Origin of the sequence: Pseudomonas iranensis, from assembly GCF_014268585.2 — a bacterium.
GTDB classification, from domain to species: Bacteria; Pseudomonadota; Gammaproteobacteria; order Pseudomonadales; family Pseudomonadaceae; genus Aquipseudomonas; species Aquipseudomonas iranensis.
The window spans coordinates 971666-991875 of the sequence record NZ_CP077092.1; the positions used below are offsets into that span (position 1 = coordinate 971666).

Annotated in this window: 19 protein-coding genes; 8 read left to right on the forward strand and 11 right to left on the reverse strand. The window is 61.4% G+C overall.

The window, feature by feature from the left end:
- The first annotated feature begins 30 nt into the window (after positions 1-30).
- Entirely contained in the window at positions 31-1173 is a 1143-nt protein-coding gene (locus HU724_RS04220; protein WP_186569813.1) for an IS481 family transposase, read from the forward strand.
- 138 nt (positions 1174-1311) lie between these two features.
- Positions 1312-2520, forward strand: a complete 1209-nt coding sequence (locus tag HU724_RS04225; protein ID WP_186569814.1) for an MFS transporter — start codon at positions 1312-1314, stop codon at positions 2518-2520.
- On the opposite strand, the gene cueR is transcribed toward HU724_RS04225, so the two are convergent.
- From cueR to HU724_RS04240, 3 genes are all read right to left on the reverse strand, one after another.
- Entirely contained in the window at positions 2474-2887 is a 414-nt protein-coding gene (cueR, locus tag HU724_RS04230) for a Cu(I)-responsive transcriptional regulator (protein ID WP_016771827.1), read from the reverse strand. The two genes, HU724_RS04225 and cueR, sit on opposite strands and share 47 nt — an antisense overlap.
- Positions 2884-5277, reverse strand: a complete 2394-nt coding sequence (cueA, locus tag HU724_RS04235; protein WP_186569815.1) for a copper resistance metal-translocating P1-type ATPase CueA — start codon at positions 5275-5277, stop codon at positions 2884-2886. Before cueA ends, cueR begins: the two co-directional genes overlap by 4 nt.
- 238 nt (positions 5278-5515) lie before the next feature.
- Positions 5516-5899, reverse strand: coding sequence for a hypothetical protein (locus HU724_RS04240; RefSeq protein WP_122611286.1), 384 nt, complete (start codon positions 5897-5899; stop codon positions 5516-5518).
- A 148-nt stretch (positions 5900-6047) separates the two neighbouring features.
- Between HU724_RS04240 and HU724_RS04245 the strand changes: the two genes are divergently transcribed.
- Entirely contained in the window at positions 6048-6245 is a 198-nt protein-coding gene (locus HU724_RS04245) for a cation transporter (RefSeq protein ID WP_186569816.1), read from the forward strand.
- A gap of 87 nt (positions 6246-6332) precedes the next feature.
- Positions 6333-7529: a multidrug effflux MFS transporter gene (locus tag HU724_RS04250; protein WP_024011460.1), complete on the forward strand. Its 1197-nt coding sequence runs from the start codon at positions 6333-6335 to the stop codon at positions 7527-7529.
- Positions 7530-7546: 17 nt separating this feature from the next.
- Here HU724_RS04250 and HU724_RS04255 read toward each other — a convergent pair whose 3' ends face one another.
- The 3 genes from HU724_RS04255 to HU724_RS04265 all read right to left on the reverse strand — a co-directional run bounded on the left by HU724_RS04255 (position 7547) and on the right by HU724_RS04265 (position 9212).
- Positions 7547-7720: a hypothetical protein gene (locus tag HU724_RS04255; protein ID WP_016771823.1), complete on the reverse strand. Its 174-nt coding sequence runs from the start codon at positions 7718-7720 to the stop codon at positions 7547-7549.
- Positions 7721-7872: 152 nt separating this feature from the next.
- The gene (locus tag HU724_RS04260) at positions 7873-8886 is read right to left on the reverse strand and encodes a zinc-binding alcohol dehydrogenase family protein (RefSeq protein ID WP_186569817.1); all 1014 of its coding nucleotides are present in this window, start codon (positions 8884-8886) and stop codon (positions 7873-7875) included.
- A gap of 32 nt (positions 8887-8918) precedes the next feature.
- Positions 8919-9212: a putative quinol monooxygenase gene (locus tag HU724_RS04265; RefSeq protein ID WP_122601535.1), complete on the reverse strand. Its 294-nt coding sequence runs from the start codon at positions 9210-9212 to the stop codon at positions 8919-8921.
- Between the two features lie 119 nt (positions 9213-9331).
- Here HU724_RS04265 and vimR point away from each other — a divergent pair, with 119 nt between their 5' ends.
- The 3 genes from vimR to HU724_RS04280 all read left to right on the forward strand — a co-directional run bounded on the left by vimR (position 9332) and on the right by HU724_RS04280 (position 12821).
- Positions 9332-10261: a transcription regulator VimR gene (gene vimR, locus HU724_RS04270; protein ID WP_016771820.1), complete on the forward strand. Its 930-nt coding sequence runs from the start codon at positions 9332-9334 to the stop codon at positions 10259-10261.
- A 316-nt stretch (positions 10262-10577) separates the two neighbouring features.
- Positions 10578-11312, forward strand: coding sequence for an ArsR/SmtB family transcription factor (locus HU724_RS04275; protein WP_041479646.1), 735 nt, complete (start codon positions 10578-10580; stop codon positions 11310-11312).
- A 126-nt stretch (positions 11313-11438) separates the two neighbouring features.
- The gene (locus tag HU724_RS04280; RefSeq protein ID WP_186569818.1) at positions 11439-12821 is read left to right on the forward strand and encodes an MFS transporter; all 1383 of its coding nucleotides are present in this window, start codon (positions 11439-11441) and stop codon (positions 12819-12821) included.
- A 126-nt stretch (positions 12822-12947) separates the two neighbouring features.
- On the opposite strand, the gene HU724_RS04285 is transcribed toward HU724_RS04280, so the two are convergent.
- From HU724_RS04285 to HU724_RS04295, 3 genes are all read right to left on the reverse strand, one after another.
- A complete protein-coding gene (locus tag HU724_RS04285; protein ID WP_186569819.1) occupies positions 12948-13901 on the reverse strand; it encodes an adenosine deaminase in 954 nt (317 codons plus the stop codon).
- Positions 13902-13981: 80 nt separating this feature from the next.
- A complete protein-coding gene (locus HU724_RS04290; RefSeq protein ID WP_186569820.1) occupies positions 13982-14947 on the reverse strand; it encodes a 2-oxoglutarate and iron-dependent oxygenase domain-containing protein in 966 nt (321 codons plus the stop codon).
- Positions 14948-15092: 145 nt separating this feature from the next.
- A complete protein-coding gene (locus tag HU724_RS04295; protein ID WP_186569821.1) occupies positions 15093-16166 on the reverse strand; it encodes a BMP family ABC transporter substrate-binding protein in 1074 nt (357 codons plus the stop codon).
- Between the two features lie 288 nt (positions 16167-16454).
- Here HU724_RS04295 and HU724_RS04300 point away from each other — a divergent pair, with 288 nt between their 5' ends.
- Positions 16455-17546 carry a calcium:cation antiporter gene (locus tag HU724_RS04300; protein ID WP_056787779.1) on the forward strand — a complete coding sequence of 364 codons (1092 nt, stop codon included), beginning with the start codon at positions 16455-16457 and terminating at the stop codon, positions 17544-17546.
- Between the two features lie 124 nt (positions 17547-17670).
- On the opposite strand, the gene HU724_RS04305 is transcribed toward HU724_RS04300, so the two are convergent.
- A complete protein-coding gene (locus tag HU724_RS04305) occupies positions 17671-19029 on the reverse strand; it encodes an 8-oxoguanine deaminase (RefSeq protein ID WP_186569822.1) in 1359 nt (452 codons plus the stop codon).
- 257 nt (positions 19030-19286) lie between these two features.
- On the reverse strand, positions 19287-19973 hold the full coding sequence (locus tag HU724_RS04310; protein ID WP_016771812.1) for an SDR family oxidoreductase: 687 nt from the start codon (positions 19971-19973) through the stop codon (positions 19287-19289).
- Between the last annotated feature and the right edge of the window lie 237 nt (positions 19974-20210).

Sequence of the window (20210 nt, forward strand, 5' to 3'; positions counted from 1 at the left end):
ACACATTGCTCATCGCGAAGGAGATGGCCTGTGTCTTGGCAAGAGGTGTCCACCGTGCAGCTTCGTTCGGAATTCGTGCTGTTGGCTCGGCAAGAAGGGGCCAATGTTCGGCAGCTTTGCCGTCGATTCAATATCAGCCCAAGCACTGCCTACAAATGGCTCAGCAGGTATGAAAATCTCGGTGCGCAAGGGTTGATCGATCAGTCTCGACGACCAAAGACGTCACCCAAACGCTGCGCTGAAGAGGTTGAGCAGCAGATTTTGACCATGAGTCAGGAGTACGCCGCTTGGGGCGCTCGCAAGCTCAAGCGCGTGTTGGAAGACGACGGCAAGGTGATGCCCTCTGTCAGCACCGTGCATGCGGTTTTACAGCGTCATTCGCGCGTTGATCCAAAGGCTGCCGAGGTCAAACCGTTTATCCGGTTCGAGCACGAGGCGCCCAACGATCTTTGGCAGATCGACTTCAAGGGCCATATCAGCCTGAGCCACGGACGTTGCCATCCGCTGACGATACTGGACGATCACTCACGGTTCTCACTGTGCATCGCTGCGTGCGCCAATGAGCAGCGCCGAACCGTCCAGGATCATCTAATGCGGGCCTTTCGGCTCTACGGTCTGCCTCTGCGCATGACGATGGACAACGGTTCGCCATGGGGTGACCAGACCGGCGTTTATACCGCGCTGGAGGTCTGGCTGATGAGCCAGGGCATCAAGGTCGGCCACTCCCGACCTTATCACCCGCAAACCCAAGGAAAGCTGGAGCGCTTCCACCGCAGCCTGAAAAATGAAGTCCTGCAAGGCCGGTATTTCACCGATCTCGACGATGCGCAACAGGCGTTTGATATCTGGCGTGAAATCTACAATCAGAAGCGTCCGCATCAAGCGTTGAACATGCAGGTTCCTGCTACTCGCTACAGCAGCAGCCCACGGGAATACCAGGAGCAACCAGCGGCACCGGAGTACGACGATGGGAATGTGGTCAGGAAGGTTCAGGTAAAAGGAGAGATCTACTGGAGGAACCGTGAATACACAGTCGGAAAGGCTTTTCACGGGAGGTCAGTAGCTATCCGGGAAACGACGGAGGACGGCATCTACGATGTCTACTGGAGTAGACATCGTATCGCCCGAATCGACTTGAACTTGCAGACCGTTACGGCAGGTAAGAAGATCTAAAACCGTCCACCATGTCTCCGAACATGTGTCCACCATGTCTCCGGTACATACAGGGAGAGGGCTAGGGTGAGGGGGCTTTCGGATCCTGGCTTATTCGCGTCTACTGTCCAGCGCTCCAACCACACTCAAGGACTGAATGTGACCACCCCACGCAACACCCACCTGATCGTAACCGCCCGGCTGATCTCCGATTTCGGCGCCTTCCTCAACATGGTCGCGCTGGCCACCTACGTCTACCTGCTGAGCAACAGCGCCATGAGCGTCGGCATTTTCCTTGCCAGCCGTGTCGGTGGCGGAATCTTCGCCAGTCTGATCGGCACACGCTTCTACCGACGCTGGCAGGGCCGCGCGCCGCTGATTGCGTTCGATCTGTTGCGCGCCGCACTGCTGGGGCTGCTGTTGATCACACCGGCGAGTCAGCAGGCATGGCTGTTGCCGTTGATTGCCTTCGGCCTCGGCCTGGGCAATTCGATGTTCGCCATCGGCCTCAACAGCCAGTTGCCGCGTTTGATCGCGCCGGCGCAATTGCTCAAGGCCAATGCCTGGATCACTTCAGCTTCTTCTGCGGCGATGGTTGGCGGCAGTCTGGTGTCGGGGTTGCTGGTGGCTGCTTTCGGTTTTGAAACGGTCTTCGCCCTCAACGCGCTGACCTATTTGCTCGCCGCGCTGCTGATCGTGCCGCTGCGTTTCGAAAAAACCGATGTCAGCGAACAGCCGCAACGCGGTGAATGGTTTGCGCTGCGGCAGGGCCTGCGTTCGGCGCCTGTGGTCGCGGCCATGCTCGCGGTGACCATGGCCGACACCTTGGGCAGTGCCGCGCATAACGTCGGCTTCCCGATCATTTCGAAACTGCTCACGCCCGAGGCGGCGAGTACGACCTTGGGCCTGGCGCTTGCGGTATGGGCCAGCGGCAAACTGCTCGGCGCACGCATCGCCAGTCACCTCAAGGGCTCGGAGAACAGCCACCTTGAAAGACGATTTTTCTGCGGTGTGGCGCTGATGTCCTGCGGGTTCATTCTGATGTTCCAGCAGCACAGCCTCTACGGTCTGCTGCTGTTCGCCTTGCCGGCCGGGCTTGGCGACGGGGTTTCCGAAGTCAGCTTGATGTCACGGCTGCAAAGGGAACCTGCGGCGTTGCGCCTGCCGATTTTCAGTGTGCTGACCTTGCTGCAGATGAGCGGTTTCGGCATCGGCATGTTGGTCGCCGCACCGTTCTATGCGTGGTGGACGCCGGGGGCCGTGGTCATGCTGTTCCACGGCATTCCCCTGGGTACGTTGTGCGTGGTGACGCTGTTGCGGATCAGGCGCGGGCGGGTTGCGCGCAGCAGCCCGACGCCAATTCCTTGAGGATCGGGCAGTCCGGGCGATGGTCGCCGCTGCAATGCTCGACCAGATCCTGCAGGGTGTCCCGCAACTCGCCGAGCTCGCGGATCTTCTGGTTCAGCTCGTCGATGTGCTGGCGCGCCAGTGCTTTCACATCAGCGCTGGCACGCTGGCGATCCTGCCAGAGGGTCAGCAGCTTGCCGACCTCCTCCAGAGAAAAGCCCAGATCCCGCGAGCGCTTGATAAACGCCAGCGTGTGCAGGTCATCGCTGCCGTACACGCGGTAACCGCTGTCGGTGCGATTGGCCGCTTTGAGCAGGCCGATCGATTCGTAATAACGGATCATTTTTGCACTCAGGCCACTCTGCCGGGCCGCTTGGCCGATGTTCATCGGTGTTCCTCCAGGTCCTTGGGCTTCCAGGTTTTCAACAGTAGCGCATTGCTCACCACGCTGACGCTCGACAGCGCCATCGCCGCGCCGGCCAGCACCGGATTGAGGAAGCCGAACACCGCCAGCGGAATGCCGATCAGGTTGTAGACAAAGGCCCAGAACAGGTTCTGGCGAATCTTTGCGTAGGTCTTGCGGCTGATCTCCAGCGCTGCCGGCACCAGTCGCGGATCGCCGCGCATCAAGGTGATGCCGGCCGCGTGCATGGCGACGTCGGTGCCGCCGCCCATGGCGATGCCGATGTCTGCGGCGGCGAGGGCCGGGGCGTCGTTGATGCCATCGCCGACCATGGCGACCACGCCGGTTTTCTTCAGCTGGGCCACCGTCGCGGCTTTGTCGGCAGGCAGCACTTCGGCGTGGACATTTTGGATGCCCAGAGCCTCGGCCACCACCCGTGCGCTGCCACGATTGTCGCCGGTCAGCAGGTGGCTCTGGATATCCCGCGCGGCGAGTTGTTGCACCGCTTGCAGAGCGCCTGATTTCAGCGTGTCACCGAAGGCGAACAGGCCCAGCACCTTCGGCTGAGGACTTTGTTCGATCAGCCACGACAATGTGCGGCCTTCGCGTTCCCACGCTTCGGCGGATGTGCTCAATTCACCGGCACTCAAGGCGCTTTCGTCGAGCATCCGCCGATTGCCCAGCGCCAGGCGCCGGCCATCCAGCGTGCCGGCGATGCCGCGTCCGGTCAGCGACTGGCTGTCGCTGACATCGGGCACGTTCAAGCCGCGTTCAGCGGCTGCATCCAGTACCGCTTTGGCCAAAGGATGCTCGCTGCCACGCTGCAACGCACCGGCCAAGGTCAGCAGATTATTTTCGTCACCATCGACCGCGCTGAAGTGCGCGATTCGCGGCGTGCCAGAGGTCAGCGTGCCGGTCTTGTCGAACACCACGCTGCTGACTTCATGGGCGCGCTCCAGCGCTTCGGCGTCCTTGATCAGAATGCCGTGGCGCGCGGCGACGCCGGTGCCGGCCATGATCGCCGTCGGAGTGGCGAGGCCGAGGGCGCACGGGCAGGCGATCACCAGCACGGCGACGGCATTGATCACCGCAATTTCCAGCGGTGCGCCGTACAGCCACCAGCCGATCAGCGTGGCCAGGGCGATCAGCAATACGGTAGGCACGAAGATCTGGCTGACCTTGTCCACCAGTTTCTGGATCGGCGCTTTCGCTGCTTGCGCGTCTTCGACCAGACGAATGATGCGCGCCAGCACGGTTTCCGCGCCGAGCGCCTGGGTGCGCACCAGCAAACGACCTTCACCATTGATCGCGCCGCCGGTGACCTTGTCGCCCGGTTGTTTCGGCACCGGCAGGCTTTCGCCGCTGATCAGCGCTTCGTCGGCGTGGCTCTGGCCTTCGACGACTTCGCCATCCACCGGGAAGCGTTCGCCGGGTTTGACCAGCACCAGATCGTCGAGGCGCAGGGCGCTGATCGCAACGTCCTGCTCACGCCCGTCGATGACTTGAATCGCCCGCTCCGGCCGCAACGCTTCAAGAGCGCGAATGGCGCTGGCGGTCTGACGTTTGGCGCGGCTTTCGAGATATTTGCCGAGCAATACCAAAGCGATGACCACCGCCGAGGCCTCGAAATACAGATGCGGCATGCGTCCGGCGGCGCTGGCCCATTCATAGACACTCAGGCCATAACCGGCGCTGGTGCCGAGGGCGACGAGCAGGTCCATGTTGCCGGCACCGGCGCGCACGGCTTTCCACGCCGCCACATAAAAGCGTGCGCCGAAGATGAATTGCACGGGGGTGGCGAGGGCGAATTGCGCCCAGGCCGGGAGCATCCAGTGAATGCCGAACGGCTGCAGTAACATCGGCAGCACCAGCGGCAGAGCGAGGGCGATCGCACAGATCAATGCCCACCGCTCGCGATGCAGGCGTTTTTGCTGGTCATCGGACTGTGGCCGTTCAGCTTGCCAGACGCTGGCCGAGTAACCGGCCTTGCTCACCGCGTCGAGCAGGGTTTGCGTATCGACCTGGCCGAGCAATTCGATGTGCGCACGTTCATTGGCCAGATTGACGCTGACGCTGCTCACGCCTGGGACTTTGTTCAGGGCGCGTTCGACGCGACCGACGCAGGACGCGCAGGTCATGCCGTCGATGCTCAATTCGACGGTTTGCCGGGGCACGCTGTAACCGGCGCGCTCCACGGCTTGCATCAGCGCCGGCAGGCTGTCGCCGGGCGCCTGTACCCGGGCCTGTTCGGTGGCGAGGTTGACGCTGACGGCACTGGCGCCGCTGACCTTGCGCAGCGCCCGCTCGACACGCCCGGCGCAACTGGCGCAGGTCATGCCGGCAATCGGCAGATCGAAAGTGGTGGATTCGGACATCGGTCGCGCTCCCTGTAGTGGATGTCTACAGGATCAACCTTGCCATGCGGGCAAGGTCAAGCACCATTCCGCAAGATGTTGATCGTTCCCACGCTCAGCGTGGGAATGCCTCCTGTGACGCTCCGCGTCACGCTTCGGGACGCAGAGCGTCCATGGCTGCATTCCCACGCAGAGCGTGGGAACGATCGGCGATTCTTGTGGGAGCGAGCAGGCTCGCTCCCACAGGTTAGGAATTTGCTCAATAACCGAGATCGGCGCGCTTCAGATACATGCCGTCCTGCGTCATCGCTATCCGGTACTTCTGGATCTCACCAGCTTGCAGTTTAATTTCCTGCGAGCCCGGTGCGAGCATGCCGGGATTGCAACCCGGTGCCTGGCCCGGCAGCAGTTTCAAGCGCAGCGATACCTTGCCCGGCGGCAAGTTGAACGAAGTGCTCTGCTCCTGGAACAGGCGCGCCGAGAGCTGGTCCTGGATGTACACGCCGATTTCGCACGAGGTCGCCACTTCGAGGCGCTCGCGGGAAATGATCAGTACCGCGTAATCCTCGCCGGCGGCTTGCACCTGCGGGACGGCGGCGAAAAGGCTGAGCAAGCCAAACAGGCCCAAAGCTGACCAGCGCATGGCTGAATCTCCTGAATTCCAGTCATAGATGCATGCAGCTTGGCCGAGCGCGGCGCCGAATGCCAGCCCGGCAGTTTTTCGCAGAACTTGACCTTGCCATCGTGGCAAGCTCGAGACTGCCGGCAACCTCACTCAAAGGAGTCTTCCCATGCAAGTGTTCAATGTTCAAGGAATGTCCTGCGGTCATTGCGTCAAAGCCATTACCACTGCGGTGCAGGCGCTGGATACGGCAGCCAGCGTGCGGGTCGATCTGGCGGCCAAGGAAGTCGGCGTCGAAAGCGCGCTGAGTGCCGATCAGGTCATCGCAGCGATTCGCGAAGAGGGTTATGAGGTGAAGCTCGTCTGAAATTGATCGTTAGCGAGCTATCGGAATGTTCAAGGCGTCCGGGCGCGGCTAGACTGTCGGGCTGCGACTTGCCCACCTGGATGCCTGATGAATTTCCGCACGATTTTGATACTCGGCGCCTTGAGCGCCTTCGGTCCTTTGGCGATCGACTTCTATTTGCCTGCCTTCCCGGCCATGGCGCTGGCGTTCGGCACCGATGAGCAGCATGTCCAGCTGACGCTGGCGGCGTACTTCCTCGGTCTGTCTCTGGGCCAACTGGCTTACGGGCCGATTTCCGATCGTTTCGGCCGGCGGCTTCCGCTGCTCAGCGGTGTCGCCCTGTTCACCCTGGCGTCATTGGCCTGCGCCTACGCGCCGAGCCTGGAATGGCTGATCGGCGCGCGCTTCGTCCAGGCACTCGGTGGTTGCGCGGGCATGGTGATTTCCCGTGCGGTGGTCGCCGACAAGTGCGACGCGGTTGGCTCGGCGAAGGTGTTTTCCCAGTTGATGCTGGTAATGGGCCTGGCGCCGATTCTGGCGCCGATGCTCGGCGGTCTGCTGGTCAATACCACGGGGTGGCAGTCGATCTTTCTGGTCCTCACCGGGTTCAGTGCGGCGGCGGGTCTGGCGGTGGCGTTGGGTCTGCCGGAAAGCATGCCGGCCCACGTGCCGCGCCAGCCGTTGTCCGGTGCATTGCGCCAGTACGCGCGCCTGGTCAAGGATTCGGTCTACCTCGGCCACGCCCTGACCGGCGGCATCGCCATCGCCGGCATGTTCGCTTACATCGCCGGTTCACCGTTTGTGTTCATCAAGCTCTACGGTGTACCCGCCGAGCATTTTGGCTGGTTGTTCGGCACCAACGCGGCGGGGTTCATTCTGGTGGCGCAGGTCAATGCTCGTTTGCTGGCCAAGCGTGGTCCGGCGTTTTTGCTGGTGCGCGCGGTGTGGGTGTACTTCCTCGCCGGGCTGACGTTGCTGGCGGTGAGCGCGATGCGTCCAGAGGCATTGTGGCCGTTGCTGATTCCGCTGTTCATCTGCATTGCCAGCCTCGGCTGCATCATTCCCAACGCCTCGGCTTGCGCAATGAACGGTCAGGGCGCCCGCGCCGGCAGTGCTTCGGCAATGCTCGGTTGCTTGCAATTCAGCATCGCCGCCGGTGCCGCCGCATTGGTGGGTGTGTTGCACGATGGCAGCGCCGTGCCGATGGCCATGGTCATCAGCCTGTGCGGTTTGCTGGTGGTGAGCGTCGCGCTGCTCACCCGGCGCTTGCAGAATGCCCGGGCGCTGGCGCAAGCCCAGGTCTGAACGCTCGACTTTGGAACTCAGCCGGCGGCGCGCTGCTGGCTGGGTTCGGGAATCCGGTGGGGCGCGCAGAGTCGCGCTTCGAGGGTGCGAGTGAAGGCCAGAGCCTCGGCTTCACTGCGAAAGGTCACGACGTGCTGGTCCAGACGCACCTGCCATTGGGACTTTGCCACTTCTTTTATCAGGATCTTCATTGCTGACCTCCCTTGCGTAAAAGATGTATCGCAGAGGCTTCGATTGTAGACCCCGATACCCGCGCAATTATGACAAGGGTCAAGCAACCGACTGACGGCAAAAAGCCCCGTAACCGCTCTGGCATCACGAGCGGTTGCGGGGCTTTATTTTTTTAGAAACCTTCTAAAACAATTTTCCCCTTGGCCTTGCCGCTTTCCAGCAGCTCATGGGCACGGCGCAAGTTGGCCGCATTGATTACGCCGAAGTGCTCGCCCAAAGTCGTCTTCAAAGTGCCGGCGTCAATCAGCTCGGCAACGCGGTTGAGCAGCTTGTGCTGTTCGATCATGTCCGGCGTTTCGAACAGCGAGCGGGTGTACATGAACTCCCAGTGCAGCGACAGGCTCTTGCGCTTGAGCAGGCTGATGTCGAGGGACTTCGGATCGTCGATCAGCGCCAGTTTGCCTTGCGGCGCGAGGGCTTCGACCAGTTGCGCCAGATGCTGATCGGTCTGGGTCAGGCTCGCGACGTGGGTCACGCTGGCGATGCCGGCGCGCTTCAATTCTTCGCTCAGCGGCTGGCTGTGATCGATGACCAGATCGGCACCGAGTGCGCTGACCCAGTCACGGGTTTGCGCACGGGAGGCAGTGCCGATGACTTTCAGGCCGGTCAATTGCTTGGCCAATTGAGTGAGGATCGAACCCACGCCGCCCGCCGCACCAACGATCAGCAGGCTCTGGCCTTGATCATTGCGGCCTTCGCTGATTTGCAGGCGCTCGAAAAGCAATTCCCACGCAGTGATGGCGGTCAGCGGCAGCGCAGCGGCTTCGGCAAAACCGAGGGACTTGGGCATGTGACCGACGATGCGCTCATCGACCACGTGCAACTCGCTGTTGCCACCGGCCCGGGCAATCGAACCGGCGTAGAACACCTTGTCACCGGCCTTGAACAGGGTGACGTCGCTGCCGACCGACTTGACCACACCGGCAACGTCCCAGCCCAGCACTTTCGCCGCGCCGTTTTCCGGCGCCACGTTCTGCCGCACTTTGGTGTCGACCGGGTTGACCGAGATGGCCTTGACTTCCACCAAGAGGTCGCGCGGGCCGGCGACCGGTTCTGGCAGTTCGATGTCTTGCAGGGACTTGGCGTCGCTGATCGGCAGGGAAGCGTAATAGGCAATGGCTTTCATAAGTGGCTCCGTACAGTTGATAGAAGGAGGAATCAGGCAATTTTGCCGAGGCGTTTGAGCTGGAAGTGTTCGATGGTGTGGCCGGCGCTGGCCTGAAACTTCTGAAAATGCGCGCTGGCGTTGTGCGTCTCAAGAATCTCGTCACTGGCCCACTGTTCGATGACATAAAAAACCTGCGGATCGGCAAGGTCGCGGTGCAGGTCGTACTGGCCACAACCGGGCTCGGCGCGGCTCGGTTCGACAAGGGCACGCAGGGCCTGTTCGAGAACGTCCTGCTGGCCGGATTTAGCGGTCAGGGTGGCGATAGCGGTAAAGGGCTGGGACATGCGCGGACTCCTGAATCGGGGTGAATTCGATGGAGGCCATCATTGGCTATTTCTCTGCGCGATAAAACCGGCTAAAAGAGCAGTCTCTTTCAATATTTTTTTGATAATCGAGGCTGCGCATGCTGCGTTTTGATGACTTGCAGTTGTTTGTTCGCGCGGCGGATCTGGGCAGCCTGTCGGCGGCGGCACGGGTGATGGACATGTCTGCGGCGGTGGCCAGCGCGGCGTTGAAGCGCATTGAGCAACAACTCGGTGCAAGGCTGCTGGCGCGGTCGACCCGCAGCCTGCGCCTGACCGCCGAGGGCGAAGGCTTTCTCGAATATGCCCGCGCCGCCCTGAGCAATCTCGACGAAGGCCGTCGACTGCTCGCCAGCGGTCAGGATCAGGTCAGCGGGATTTTGCAGCTTTCGGCGCCCTCGGACTTCGGCCGCAATCTGCTGCTGCCGTGGCTCGACGCGTTCCAGCGTGAACATCCGAAACTGACGGTGCGCCTGCTGCTTGGCGACCGCATCGCCGACCTGTTCCGGCAACCGGTGGACATCGCCCTGCGCTACGGCGAGCCGGAAGATTCCAGCCTGATCGCCTTGCCCATCGCGCCACACAATCGCCGCGTGTTGTGCGCATCTCCGGACTATCTGGCCCGGCATGGCGAACCGCGCCAGCTTGAGCAACTGGCCCAGCACAACTGCCTTTTGTACATGCTCGGCAGCCGCGTCCACGACCACTGGAGTTTTCACGATGGCAAGCGCGAAGTCGGCCTGACCGTCAGCGGCGACCGCTTCAGCGATGACGCCGACGTCGTGCGGCTATGGGCGTTGGCCGGTGCCGGTATCGCCTACAAATCCTGGCTCGACGTCGGCGCCGATGTGCTCGCCGGACGCCTCAAAGTGCTGATGCCGGAACTGCTGTGTGAGCGCGCACCGCTGAATCTGTTGTGCGCCCATCGCGCACAGTTGAGTAAGCCGGTGAACCTGTTGAGGGAGATGCTCGCCAGCCGATGCGCCGAATTGAGTAGCCAATTTCCCGGTTTCCTCAAAGTTGATCATTAGTCGCAGGCAATTAGAGAAATTTCTGTCAGGAACAATCGCCACCTGCCCAGGCCCAGGCGCAGGACGTCTGGCTTAACCCGCTTATACTAGCGCCCGCCTCATGCCTGCACTGACACCCGGCGCGCAGACCCCGTAACGCGTTGCCGGCTTTTGGTGACGGTTGCTATTTCTGCTTCCAGGTTGTGTGCCGGAGCAGCTGGTGTGGTGGCATCCCTTGCCACCGATCCAGGGCGATTTTCGCGTGTTGGCCGATGCCCCATAACCGGCCAGGATGTCTCCGAGCGGTAGACGATACGATTCAACAGGGAGTGAACATATGGAACATGCACCGTGCATCAGCCAGATCGCGACATTGCTGGCCGACCCCAAGCGCAGCGCGATGATGTGGGCGTTGATGGATGGCTCGGCCCGGCAAGCCGAAGAGCTGGCGCTGCTGGCCGGGCTCTCGCCGTCGTCGGCCAGTGCGCATCTGGGACGCCTGTCCGCAGGGGGGCTGTTGAACATCGAAATGCGTGGGCGCAAACGCTTCTTTCGCCTGGCGGCACCGGAAATCGGCGCGGCGATCGAAGCACTGGCCAGCGCCACCATTGCCAGCGCGCCACGGCAAATCCCTGATGCGCTGAAACGCACGACTCCCATGGTCAGGCCGCAGGCGGCGCCGTCTTCGCTGTTGCGCGCGCGGTTCTGCGACGATCATCTGGGCGGTACCCTGGCGGCCGACCTGTATCAGCGCCTGCTCGATGCCGGCTGGATCGAACAGCTTGAGCAGCGGGTGGTGGTGACGCACAAGGGCTCCACCCGACTGGCCCAGCGCGGTGTGTTCATCCAGGCCCTGGCCCACCGCAACGTGCAGGTCGCCTGCGCCTGCCCGGACTGGAGCGAGCGCCGTCCGCACATGGGCGGCTCACTGGGCGCGGCGCTGTTGCAGTTGTTCATGCAGTCCGGCTGGCTGACCTTGCCCAACGATTCCCGCGCCTTGCAGTTGACCGCCACCGGCCAGCGCGAAATCCATCGCTTTGCCAAGGAAACCGAGCTGGAAACAGCGTTCTAGAGCGTTGCTCGGCGATGAGCTGAAGGCTGACGTCGTCCACGGCTGTGAACAGGTCGCATCCAGTACGACCTCTGAATGACCATCGCGCACACTCGATCCGGGGATTTTCCGGATGGGGAGCACAACATGAATACACAACGCTCTAGTGCGGCTGAGCGCCTGGAACGGCTGCCGCTCAGCGGTTATCACCGCGTCATTTTCATCATCATCGCCTTGGCGTTTTTCTTCGACTCCATGGATCTGGCGATGATGACTTTCCTGCTCGGCTCGATCAAAGCCGAGTTCGGCCTGAGCAGTGCGCAAGCAGGGTTGCTGGCCAGTTCGAGCTTCTTCGGCATGGTGCTCGGGGCGTCGTTGTCAGGGATGCTCGCCGACCGCTTCGGGCGCAAACCGGTGTTTCAGTGGAGCATCGTGTTGTGGGGTGTGGCCAGTTACCTGTGTTCGACGGCGCAGACGGTGGAGACGCTGACGCTGTTTCGCATCCTGCTCGGAATCGGCATGGGCATGGAGTTTCCCATCGCACAGTCGATGCTGTCGGAGCTGATTCCAGCACAACGGCGCGGGCGCTACATCGCCCTGATGGACGGCTTCTGGCCGCTGGGGTTTGTCGCGGCGGGCGTGCTCTCGTACTTCCTGCTGCCGCTGATTGGCTGGCGCGATATCTTCCTGGTACTGGCGGTGCCTGCGGTATTTGTCCTGGCGATCCGCTTTTTCATCCCTGAGTCGCCGCGCTGGCTGGAACAGGCCGGGCGCGAAGCCGACGCGGACAAAGTGTTGAACGGCATTGAAGCGCGGGTGCGTGCTTCGCTGGGCGGTGCGGCGTTACCGGAACCGGTTCGTTTGCCACGCACGGTGACGCCACCGGGCAATTTCTTCTCGGCGCTCAAGCAGATCTGGTCGCCGCAATATCGCCAGCGCACGACGATGATCTGGAGCCTGTGGTTCTTCGCATTGCTGGGTTTCTACGGGCTGACTTCCTGGCTCAGCGCATTGCTGCAGCAGTCGGGTTTCGCCGTGACGCAATCGGTGTATTACACCGTGCTGATCTCGCTCGGCGGGATTCCCGGCTTCCTCATGGCGGCGTGGCTGGTCGAGCGTTGGGGGCGTAAACCGGTGTGCATCGTCACCCTGCTCGGCGGCGGGGTGATGGCGTTTCTGTATGGGCAGAGCGCGGTGTTCGGCGGCAACGTGGCGCTGCTGATCGGTACCGGATTGTTGATGCAGTTTTTCCTGTTCGGCATGTGGGCGGTGCTCTACACCTACACGCCGGAGCTGTACCCGACTTCGGCACGGGCAACCGGCTCGGGATTCGCTTCGGCGATCGGCCGCGTCGGCTCGCTGCTCGGGCCACTGGTGACCGGGCTGGTGTTCCCGATTACCGGGCAGGGCGGGGTGTTCGCGCTGGGCGCGGCGTGCTTTGCGATTGCGGCGGGCGTGGTGTGGCTGTTCGGGATGGAGACGCGGGGCAAGACCCTGGAAGAGCTGACCGAAGCGCAGCTATTCAAATAAACGCAGTACCCTGTGGGAGCGGGCTTGCCCGCGATGGGGCCAGCAAATTCAACATCTATGTTGACTGACAATCCGCTATCGCGGGCAAGCCCGCTCCCACAGGTATTGATGTGATTTTGCAGTTGCTTACGGTTTTACCAACCGCGCATCCAGGCTGTTCTGCGCCAGGCGCTTGGCCTGATCCTGGGTCATGCCCAGATGTTCATGCAGCGCATGGAAGTTCTCGGTCACGTACCCGCCGAAATACGCCGGGTCATCGGAGTTCACCGTGACCTTCACGCCGCGCTCGAGCATGTCGAGGATATTGTGCTGCGACATGTGATCGAACACGCAGAGCTTGGTGTTCGACAGCGGGCACACGGTCAGCGGGATCTGCTCGTCGATGATCCGCTGCATCAGACGCTCGTCTTCGATGGCGCGCACGCCATGGTCGATGCGCTGGATTTTCAGCAGGTCGATGGCTTCCCAGATGTACTCCGGCGGGCCTTCTTCACCGGCGTGGGCGACGGTGAGGAAGCCTTCGTCGCGGGCGCGATCGAAGACGCGTTTGAATTTGCTCGGCGGGTGGCCCATCTCGGAACTGTCGAGCCCGACCGCGACAAACGCATCACGAAACGGCAGCGCCTGATCGAGGGTTTTCTGCGCTTCGTCTTCGCTGAGGTGGCGCAGGAAGCTGAGGATCAAACCGCTGCTGATGCCCAGTTGCGTCTCGCCATCCTTGAGGGCGGCGGCGATGCCGTTGAGCACCACTTCGAACGGGATGCCCCGGTCGGTGTGGGTCTGCGGGTCGAAGAACGGTTCGGTATGAATCACGTTCTGTGCTTTGCAGCGCAGCAGGTAGGCCCAGGTCAGGTCGTAGAAATCCTGCGAGGTGCGCAGCACATCGGCGCCCTGGTAATACAGGTCGAGAAATTCCTGCAGGTTGTTGAAGGCGTAGGCCTTGCGCAGGTTTTCGACGTCGCTCCACGGCAGGGCGATCTTGTTGCGTTCGGCCAGGGCGAACAGCAGTTCAGGCTCCAGCGAACCTTCCAGATGCAGGTGCAGTTCGGCTTTGGGCAGGGCGTTGAGCCAGTCGTACATAGTCTTTTCTCATCAGGTGCAATGCCGGCATTCTACAGAGGCTGGCCGCAACAATTGGCAAAACCTGACCAGGTGATCGATCAAACCGCCTCTTGCTCGCGACGATAGGCATAGGTATCGGCGAAGCGCGACAGCAGGAATTGCGCACAGGTGGTGGTCGGATATTTCGCCGGATGCTGTGCGTCCTGGCAACCGGGCAGGCATTCGATTCGCGTGTCCGGGTGCGGTTCGGCGAAGAACGGCATCGAATAGCGATCCACGCCCAGCGGGCTGATCACCCGGTGCGGCGTCGAGCGATAACGGTCGTTGCTCCAGCGCGCCATCATGTCGCCGAGGTTGACCACGAACGTGCCGTCAATCGGTGGCGCGTCGATCCATTCGCCATTGACGTTCTTCACCTGCAAACCGCCGGCGCTGTCCTGATAGAGCAGGGTGATGCAGCCGTAATCGGTATGGGCGCCGGCACCTTGTTGCTCGGCGGAGCTGGCGGTGTGACGCGGCGGATAATGGATCATGCGCAACACGCTGACCGGGTCGACAAAGCGCGAATCGAAGAAGTCGCGCTCGATGCCCAGCGCAATGGTCATCGCCCGCAACAGGGTTTGCGCCAGCGCCTGCATGTCGAGGTAATGCTGCTCCATCAGCGTTTCCCAGCCGGGTTGCGCCGGATGCCGATTGGGGCCGCGCAAGGGTTTTTCCGCGAGCACCTCGGGATGTTCGTTCGGCAGGTGCAGGCCCATGTCGAAGGTTTCTTTGAGGTCACTGGGTTTGTCCGGGTCCAGTTGCTCTGTGGCAATCGCGCCGTAGCCGCGATGGTGGCGGGTCTGAGTAATGTCGATCTTCAGTTTTTCTGCGGCTGGCAATGCAAAGAAGCGCTGGGCGTGATCGAGCAGGGCGTCGATGCGCTGCGCCGAGATCGGATGGCCCTTGATGTAGAAAAAGCCCCACTCGCGACAGGCTTGGTCGATTTGTTCGGCCACCGCAGGCCAGGCGTTTTCGTCGTCGCTATAGAGTGGGCTGATATCAATGATCGGAAGCTGATCCATACACAATCCTTGAATACGCTGTGTTTCCAATGTGGGAGCGAGCCTGCTCGCGAAGAGGGAGTGTCAGACAGCATTTTTGTTTAATGACACACCGCTTTCGCGAGCAGGCTCGCTCCCACAGGGTTTTGTGTGGTGAATCGGGGGACTACTTCGGCATCTCGGCCTTCATGCCCTCAACGTAATAATTCATCGAAGCCAGTTCCGCATTGGTCGCGCTCACGCCCGCCGGGATTTTTTCCACACCGGCCTGATCCTTGATCGGCCCGGTAAACGGCTGCAATGCGCCGCTCTTGATGTCGGCAATCAACTGCTCGGCTTCGGCTTTCACCGGCGCTGGCACCAGATCGCTGATCGGCAGCTCCACTGTGCCTTCCTTCAACCCGCCCCAGTAATCCTGGGATTTCCAGGTGTGATCGATCACGCTCTGCGTCGCCTGAATGTAGTGTGGCGCCCAGTCGTTGACGATCGAGGTCAGCACCGCTTTCGGGCCGAAGTGGGCCATGTCCGAGGCGTAGCCCACGGCATACACGCCACGCCGTTCGGCAGCCTGGATCGGCGCCGGGCTGTCGGTGTGCTGGAACACCACGTCGACGCCCTGATCGATCAGCGCGTTGGCGGCGTCGGCTTCCTTGCCCGGATCGAACCAGGAGTTGACCCACACCACTTTGATTTCGGTGCCAGGGTTGTACTTGTTCAAAGCCAGCTGGATGGCGTTGATGTCGCGGATCACTTCCGGAATCGGGAACGAGGCGACGTAGCCGATCTTCTTGGTCTTGGTCATCTTCGCCGCGAGGAAACCGCCGACGTAACGGCCCTCGTAAGTGCGCGCCAGGTAGGTGCCGAGGTTTTTGTCCTGCTTGTAACCGGTGGCGTGTTCGAAAGTGACCTTGGGGAATTGCCTGGCGACTTTCACTGTCGGGTTCATGTAGCCGAAAGACGTGGTGAAGATCAGGTCATATTTGTCCTTGGCCATGTTGCGGATCACCCGCTCGGCGTCGGCGCCCTCGGCGACGTTTTCCACGTAGTTGGTGGTGATCTGCGTGCCGAGTTTTTCCGCCAGGGCCTTGCGCCCCTGTTCGTGCTGATACGTCCAGCCGTGGTCACCGATCGGGCCGATGTAGACGAAACCGACCTTCAGCGGATCGGCAGCGCTGGCGCTCAGGCTGATTCCCAGACCGATGGCGGCGTACAGCAGTTTGTGCAGCGGACGTATTGGCATGAACCCGAACTCCATTTTGTTGTGTGTGCTCAGGGCCAATGCAAATTGCTGACCAACAGGACAATAAATAATCCACAACCGCAGTGCGGCCTTCGCGCGCAGGCTCGCTCCCACAGGGGGATCGCAGTTCAATGTGGGAGCGAGCCTGTTCGCGAAGAGGCCGGTATGGCCAATAAATGTGCATGCCTGAAATCAGTCGCCATGGTTTGGTGCGCAAAGATGTAACGAAACGTTAGCGGCGCGCGGCAGTCAGTAGCTTCATCAGCTCTTTTCGGCAAAAGGCCCGTCATGCTCTCGATTCTCAAGCAAGAAAGCTTCCTGCTGCTGGCAGTCCTTGCCGCGTGCGTCGCTTATCCACTGGAACACTGGCTGCTGCACAGCGGCCAGATCGTCGCGCTGGGCGGCGGTCTGCTGCTGATCGCCTTTATCGTCGCCGCTTCGATGCGCGTCGCTCATCACGCCGAACTGCTGGCGGAAAAGGTCGGCGACCCCTACGGCACGATGATCCTCACGCTCTCGGCGGTGCTTGTCGAAGTGGTCATCCTGGCTATCATGATGAGCAACGAAGCCTCGGCAACGCTGGTGCGCGACACGATTTATTCAGCGGTCATGCTCGACATCAACGGCATCCTCGGCCTCGCCGCTTTGATGGGCGGGATCAAACACGGCGAGCAGTCCTACAACGACGACTCGGCGCGCAGCTACAGCGTGATGATCCTCACTGCGATGGGCGTGTCGATGGTGGTCCCGGAGTTTATTCCCGAGGCCAACTGGAAGATGTATTCGGCGTTCACCATTGGCGCGATGATGGTGCTCTACGCGCTGTTCCTGCGCATGCAGGTCGGCCCGCACAGTTACTTTTTCAGCTACAGCTATCCGGACAAACGGCGCAAGAAGGAGCCGGTCGAGCAGGAGCCGAAGCCGGTAAGCCTGGCGCTGTCGATCGGCATTCTGGTGTCGGGGGTAGTGATCATCGGCGCACTGGCCGAGGTGATGTCCAAGACTCTCGATCTGGGCCTGGAAGGCACGGGCGCGCCGCCGGTGATCACGGCGATTCTGGTGGCAGCGATTTCCGCCGCGCCGGAGATTCTCACCGCACTGCGTGCGGCACTGGCCAATCGCATGCAGTCGGTGGTCAACATTGCGATGGGCGCGTCACTGTCGACGGTGATTCTGACCGTACCGGTGATGGAAGCGATGGCGCTGTACACCGGCCAGCCGTTTCAAATGGCGATGACCCCAGTGCAAACGGTGATGATCTTCATCACCCTGATCGTCAGCGCGATCAACCTCAATGACGGCGAGACCAACGCCATTGAGGGCATGACGCACTTTGTGCTGTTTGCCACGTTCATCATGCTGTCGCTACTGGGCCTTTAGGGCTGGCAGATACCCATGTGGGAGCGAGCCTGCTCGCGAAAACGATGTGTCATCCAACAAACATGTTGTCTGACACTCCCTCTTCGCGAGCAGGCTCGCTCCCACAGTTTTCAACGGCGGTTAGTCAGGTACCGGCAATCAACTGCCGGGCCGCCTGGCTGTGATCGGCAATCAGCCCTTTCAGATCCAACCCTTCAACCTGACCACCAACCACACGCCACTTGCCGCCAATCATCACTCGATCCGCCCGATCCGCGCCGCACAACAACAGCGCCGAAATCGGATCATGGCTACCGGAGAAACGCAGTTCATCGAGCTTGAACAACGCGAGATCCGCCTGTTTGCCGACGGCGATTTCGCCGATGTCAGTGCGACCGAGCAGGCTCGCCGAACCTTTGGTCGCCCAGCCCAGCACGCGCTCCGGGGTGATCTTTTCGGCGCCGTAACGCAGGCGCTGGATGTACAGAGCCTGACGCGCTTCGAGGATCATGTTCGAGGCATCGTTGGACGCCGAACCGTCGACGCCAAGGCCGAACAGCGCGCCGGCGTCGGTCAGCTCGATGCTCGGGCAGATGCCGGACGCCAGGCGCATGTTCGAGCTTGGGCAGTGGCAGATGCCGGTACCGGCCTGGCCGAGGCGGGCGATTTCGTCGGGGTTGAAATGGATGCCGTGGGCCAGCCAGGTACGTGGGCCGAGCCAGCCGACGCTGTCCAGATAATCGACGGTGCGCAGACCGAAACGTTGCAGGCAGAAGTCTTCTTCATCAAGGGTTTCAGCGAGATGGGTGTGCAGACGCACATCGAGTTTGTTCGCCAGATCAGCGCTGGCCGACATGATTTCCGGGGTCACCGAAAATGGCGAACATGGCGCCAGGGCGATCTGGATCTGCGCGCCGTCGCCACGCTCGTGATACTCGTGAATCAGCCGCTGGCTGTCGTCGAGAATCACCTGACCTTCCTGCACCGTTTGTTGCGGAGGCAGGCCGCCGTCCTTCTCGCCAAGGCTCATCGAGCCGCGCGTGAGCATGGCGCGCATACCCAGTTCACGCACCGTTTCGACCTGCACGTCGATGGCATTTTCCAGACCATCCGGGAACAGATAGTGATGGTCGGCAGCGGTGGTGCAACCCGAGAGCAGCAATTCGGCCAGCGCCACTTTGGTGGCGAGGGCGAGTTTTTCCGGGGTCAGCCGCGCCCATACCGGGTACAGGGTTTTCAGCCACGGGAACAGCGGCTGATTGACCACCGGCGCCCAGGCGCGGGTCAGGGTTTGATAGAAGTGATGGTGGGTGTTGATCAGGCCCGGCAGGATCACATGCTCGCGGGCATCGAACACTTCATTGCACGGCGCCGACGGCTGCTGACCGGCAGCGAGGACTTCGACGATGACACCGTCTTGCACGACTAAACCGCCACGGGCATCAAGCTCGTTGGAGGTGAAAATGGCGAGGGGATTTTTTAACCAGGTACGGGTCGCAGGCATTGTGGCCGGCTCCTCTGAAAGTTGGGTTCAGGGTTGCCAGCTCAGTGTTGCCCTGTCTGCTGATCCAGGGTCGCCGCGAACGACGAGGCGCGCAGTTTCAAACAAATCGCCGCGCCGGGCAAGCGCCACCCGACCATTCACCATCATCCCCCTGTGGGAGCGAGCCTGCTCGCGAAGGCGTCCTGTCAGTCGATACAGATTTACCTGACAGATCGTATTCGCGAGCAGGCTCGCTCCCACATCGGGATTTTCAGTGCTTACCAGGGAATGGTTTCACCCTTGTAATTGACGAAGTGATGCCCGCCCTTGCCGGTGAATGCATTGACCTGGTCAATCAGCCCGCGAGTGCTGGTCTCTACATCCAAGTCAGCACCTTCGCCGCCCATGTCGGTCTTCACCCAGCCCGGGTGCAACGACAGTACGGTGAGTTTCTGTTCACCCAGTTGCGTGACAAAACTGTTGGTCATCGAATTCAGCGCCGCCTTGCTCGCCTTGTACAACGCCAGCTCCGGCGCGTCGGGCATGGTCACGCTGCCGAGCACCGAACTCATGAACGCCAGCACGCCGCTGCCGTCGCGGATCTGCCCGACGAAACGCTGGGCCAGATTGATCGGCGCCACCGCGTTGGTGAAAAACAGTTGCCCGACCTCGGCCAGGGTCGCGCCGCCCGGCGTCTGCACGTCCGGGCCTTTGACCCCGGCGTTGACGAACAACAGATCGAAGGTTTCGCCCTTGAGTTTCTGGCTCAGAGCGATCACCGCTTGCTGATCATCCATGTCGAGCTTCTCGATGCGCACGTCACCCAGCGCTTGCAGCGCCTCGGCCTTCTGCGGATTGCGCACCGTCGCGGTGACCTGCCAGCCATCGCCCAGCAGGGTCTTCACCAGACCGAGGCCCAAGCCGCGGGAGGCGCCGATGATCAGTGCGTTTTTTGCCTGAGACATGATGGGTTTCCTTGAAAGTCAGCATTCAGGATTCAATGGACACGCCTGACCGCGCCACAGTTGCAGCGCTTGGCGAAAACAGGCTTTGACCCCGGAGCATACTCCAGGCCTTGCCGTGCTTGCTTGCTGAATTGCTCAAGATAGTTTTGCTCGGAAATAGGCATGGGTCACAGTCCTGATGTTGCCTTTTTGGGCCTCATCGCTGGCAAGCCAGCTCCCACAGGGTTAGCGCTGATC

What these genes read in the sequence shown, in the direction of transcription:
- HU724_RS04300 (WP_056787779.1), top strand. Translation starts at nt 16,455, where the DNA reads ATGCTCTCGATTCTCAAGCAAGAAAGCTTCCTGCTGCTGGCAGTCCTT.
- vimR (WP_016771820.1), top strand. Translation starts at nt 9,332, where the DNA reads ATGCTGCGTTTTGATGACTTGCAGTTGTTTGTTCGCGCGGCGGATCTG.
- HU724_RS04305 (WP_186569822.1), bottom strand. Translation starts at nt 19,029, where the DNA reads ATGCCTGCGACCCGTACCTGGTTAAAAAATCCCCTCGCCATTTTCACC.
- HU724_RS04275 (WP_041479646.1), top strand. Translation starts at nt 10,578, where the DNA reads ATGGAACATGCACCGTGCATCAGCCAGATCGCGACATTGCTGGCCGAC.
- HU724_RS04240 (WP_122611286.1), bottom strand. Translation starts at nt 5,899, where the DNA reads ATGCGCTGGTCAGCTTTGGGCCTGTTTGGCTTGCTCAGCCTTTTCGCC.
- HU724_RS04295 (WP_186569821.1), bottom strand. Translation starts at nt 16,166, where the DNA reads ATGCCAATACGTCCGCTGCACAAACTGCTGTACGCCGCCATCGGTCTG.
- HU724_RS04265 (WP_122601535.1), bottom strand. Translation starts at nt 9,212, where the DNA reads ATGTCCCAGCCCTTTACCGCTATCGCCACCCTGACCGCTAAATCCGGC.
- HU724_RS04290 (WP_186569820.1), bottom strand. Translation starts at nt 14,947, where the DNA reads ATGGATCAGCTTCCGATCATTGATATCAGCCCACTCTATAGCGACGAC.
- HU724_RS04310 (WP_016771812.1), bottom strand. Translation starts at nt 19,973, where the DNA reads ATGTCTCAGGCAAAAAACGCACTGATCATCGGCGCCTCCCGCGGCTTG.
- HU724_RS04260 (WP_186569817.1), bottom strand. Translation starts at nt 8,886, where the DNA reads ATGAAAGCCATTGCCTATTACGCTTCCCTGCCGATCAGCGACGCCAAG.
- HU724_RS04255 (WP_016771823.1), bottom strand. Translation starts at nt 7,720, where the DNA reads ATGAAGATCCTGATAAAAGAAGTGGCAAAGTCCCAATGGCAGGTGCGT.
- HU724_RS04245 (WP_186569816.1), top strand. Translation starts at nt 6,048, where the DNA reads ATGCAAGTGTTCAATGTTCAAGGAATGTCCTGCGGTCATTGCGTCAAA.
- cueR (WP_016771827.1), bottom strand. Translation starts at nt 2,887, where the DNA reads ATGAACATCGGCCAAGCGGCCCGGCAGAGTGGCCTGAGTGCAAAAATG.
- HU724_RS04285 (WP_186569819.1), bottom strand. Translation starts at nt 13,901, where the DNA reads ATGTACGACTGGCTCAACGCCCTGCCCAAAGCCGAACTGCACCTGCAT.
- cueA (WP_186569815.1), bottom strand. Translation starts at nt 5,277, where the DNA reads ATGTCCGAATCCACCACTTTCGATCTGCCGATTGCCGGCATGACCTGC.
- HU724_RS04250 (WP_024011460.1), top strand. Translation starts at nt 6,333, where the DNA reads ATGAATTTCCGCACGATTTTGATACTCGGCGCCTTGAGCGCCTTCGGT.
- HU724_RS04280 (WP_186569818.1), top strand. Translation starts at nt 11,439, where the DNA reads ATGAATACACAACGCTCTAGTGCGGCTGAGCGCCTGGAACGGCTGCCG.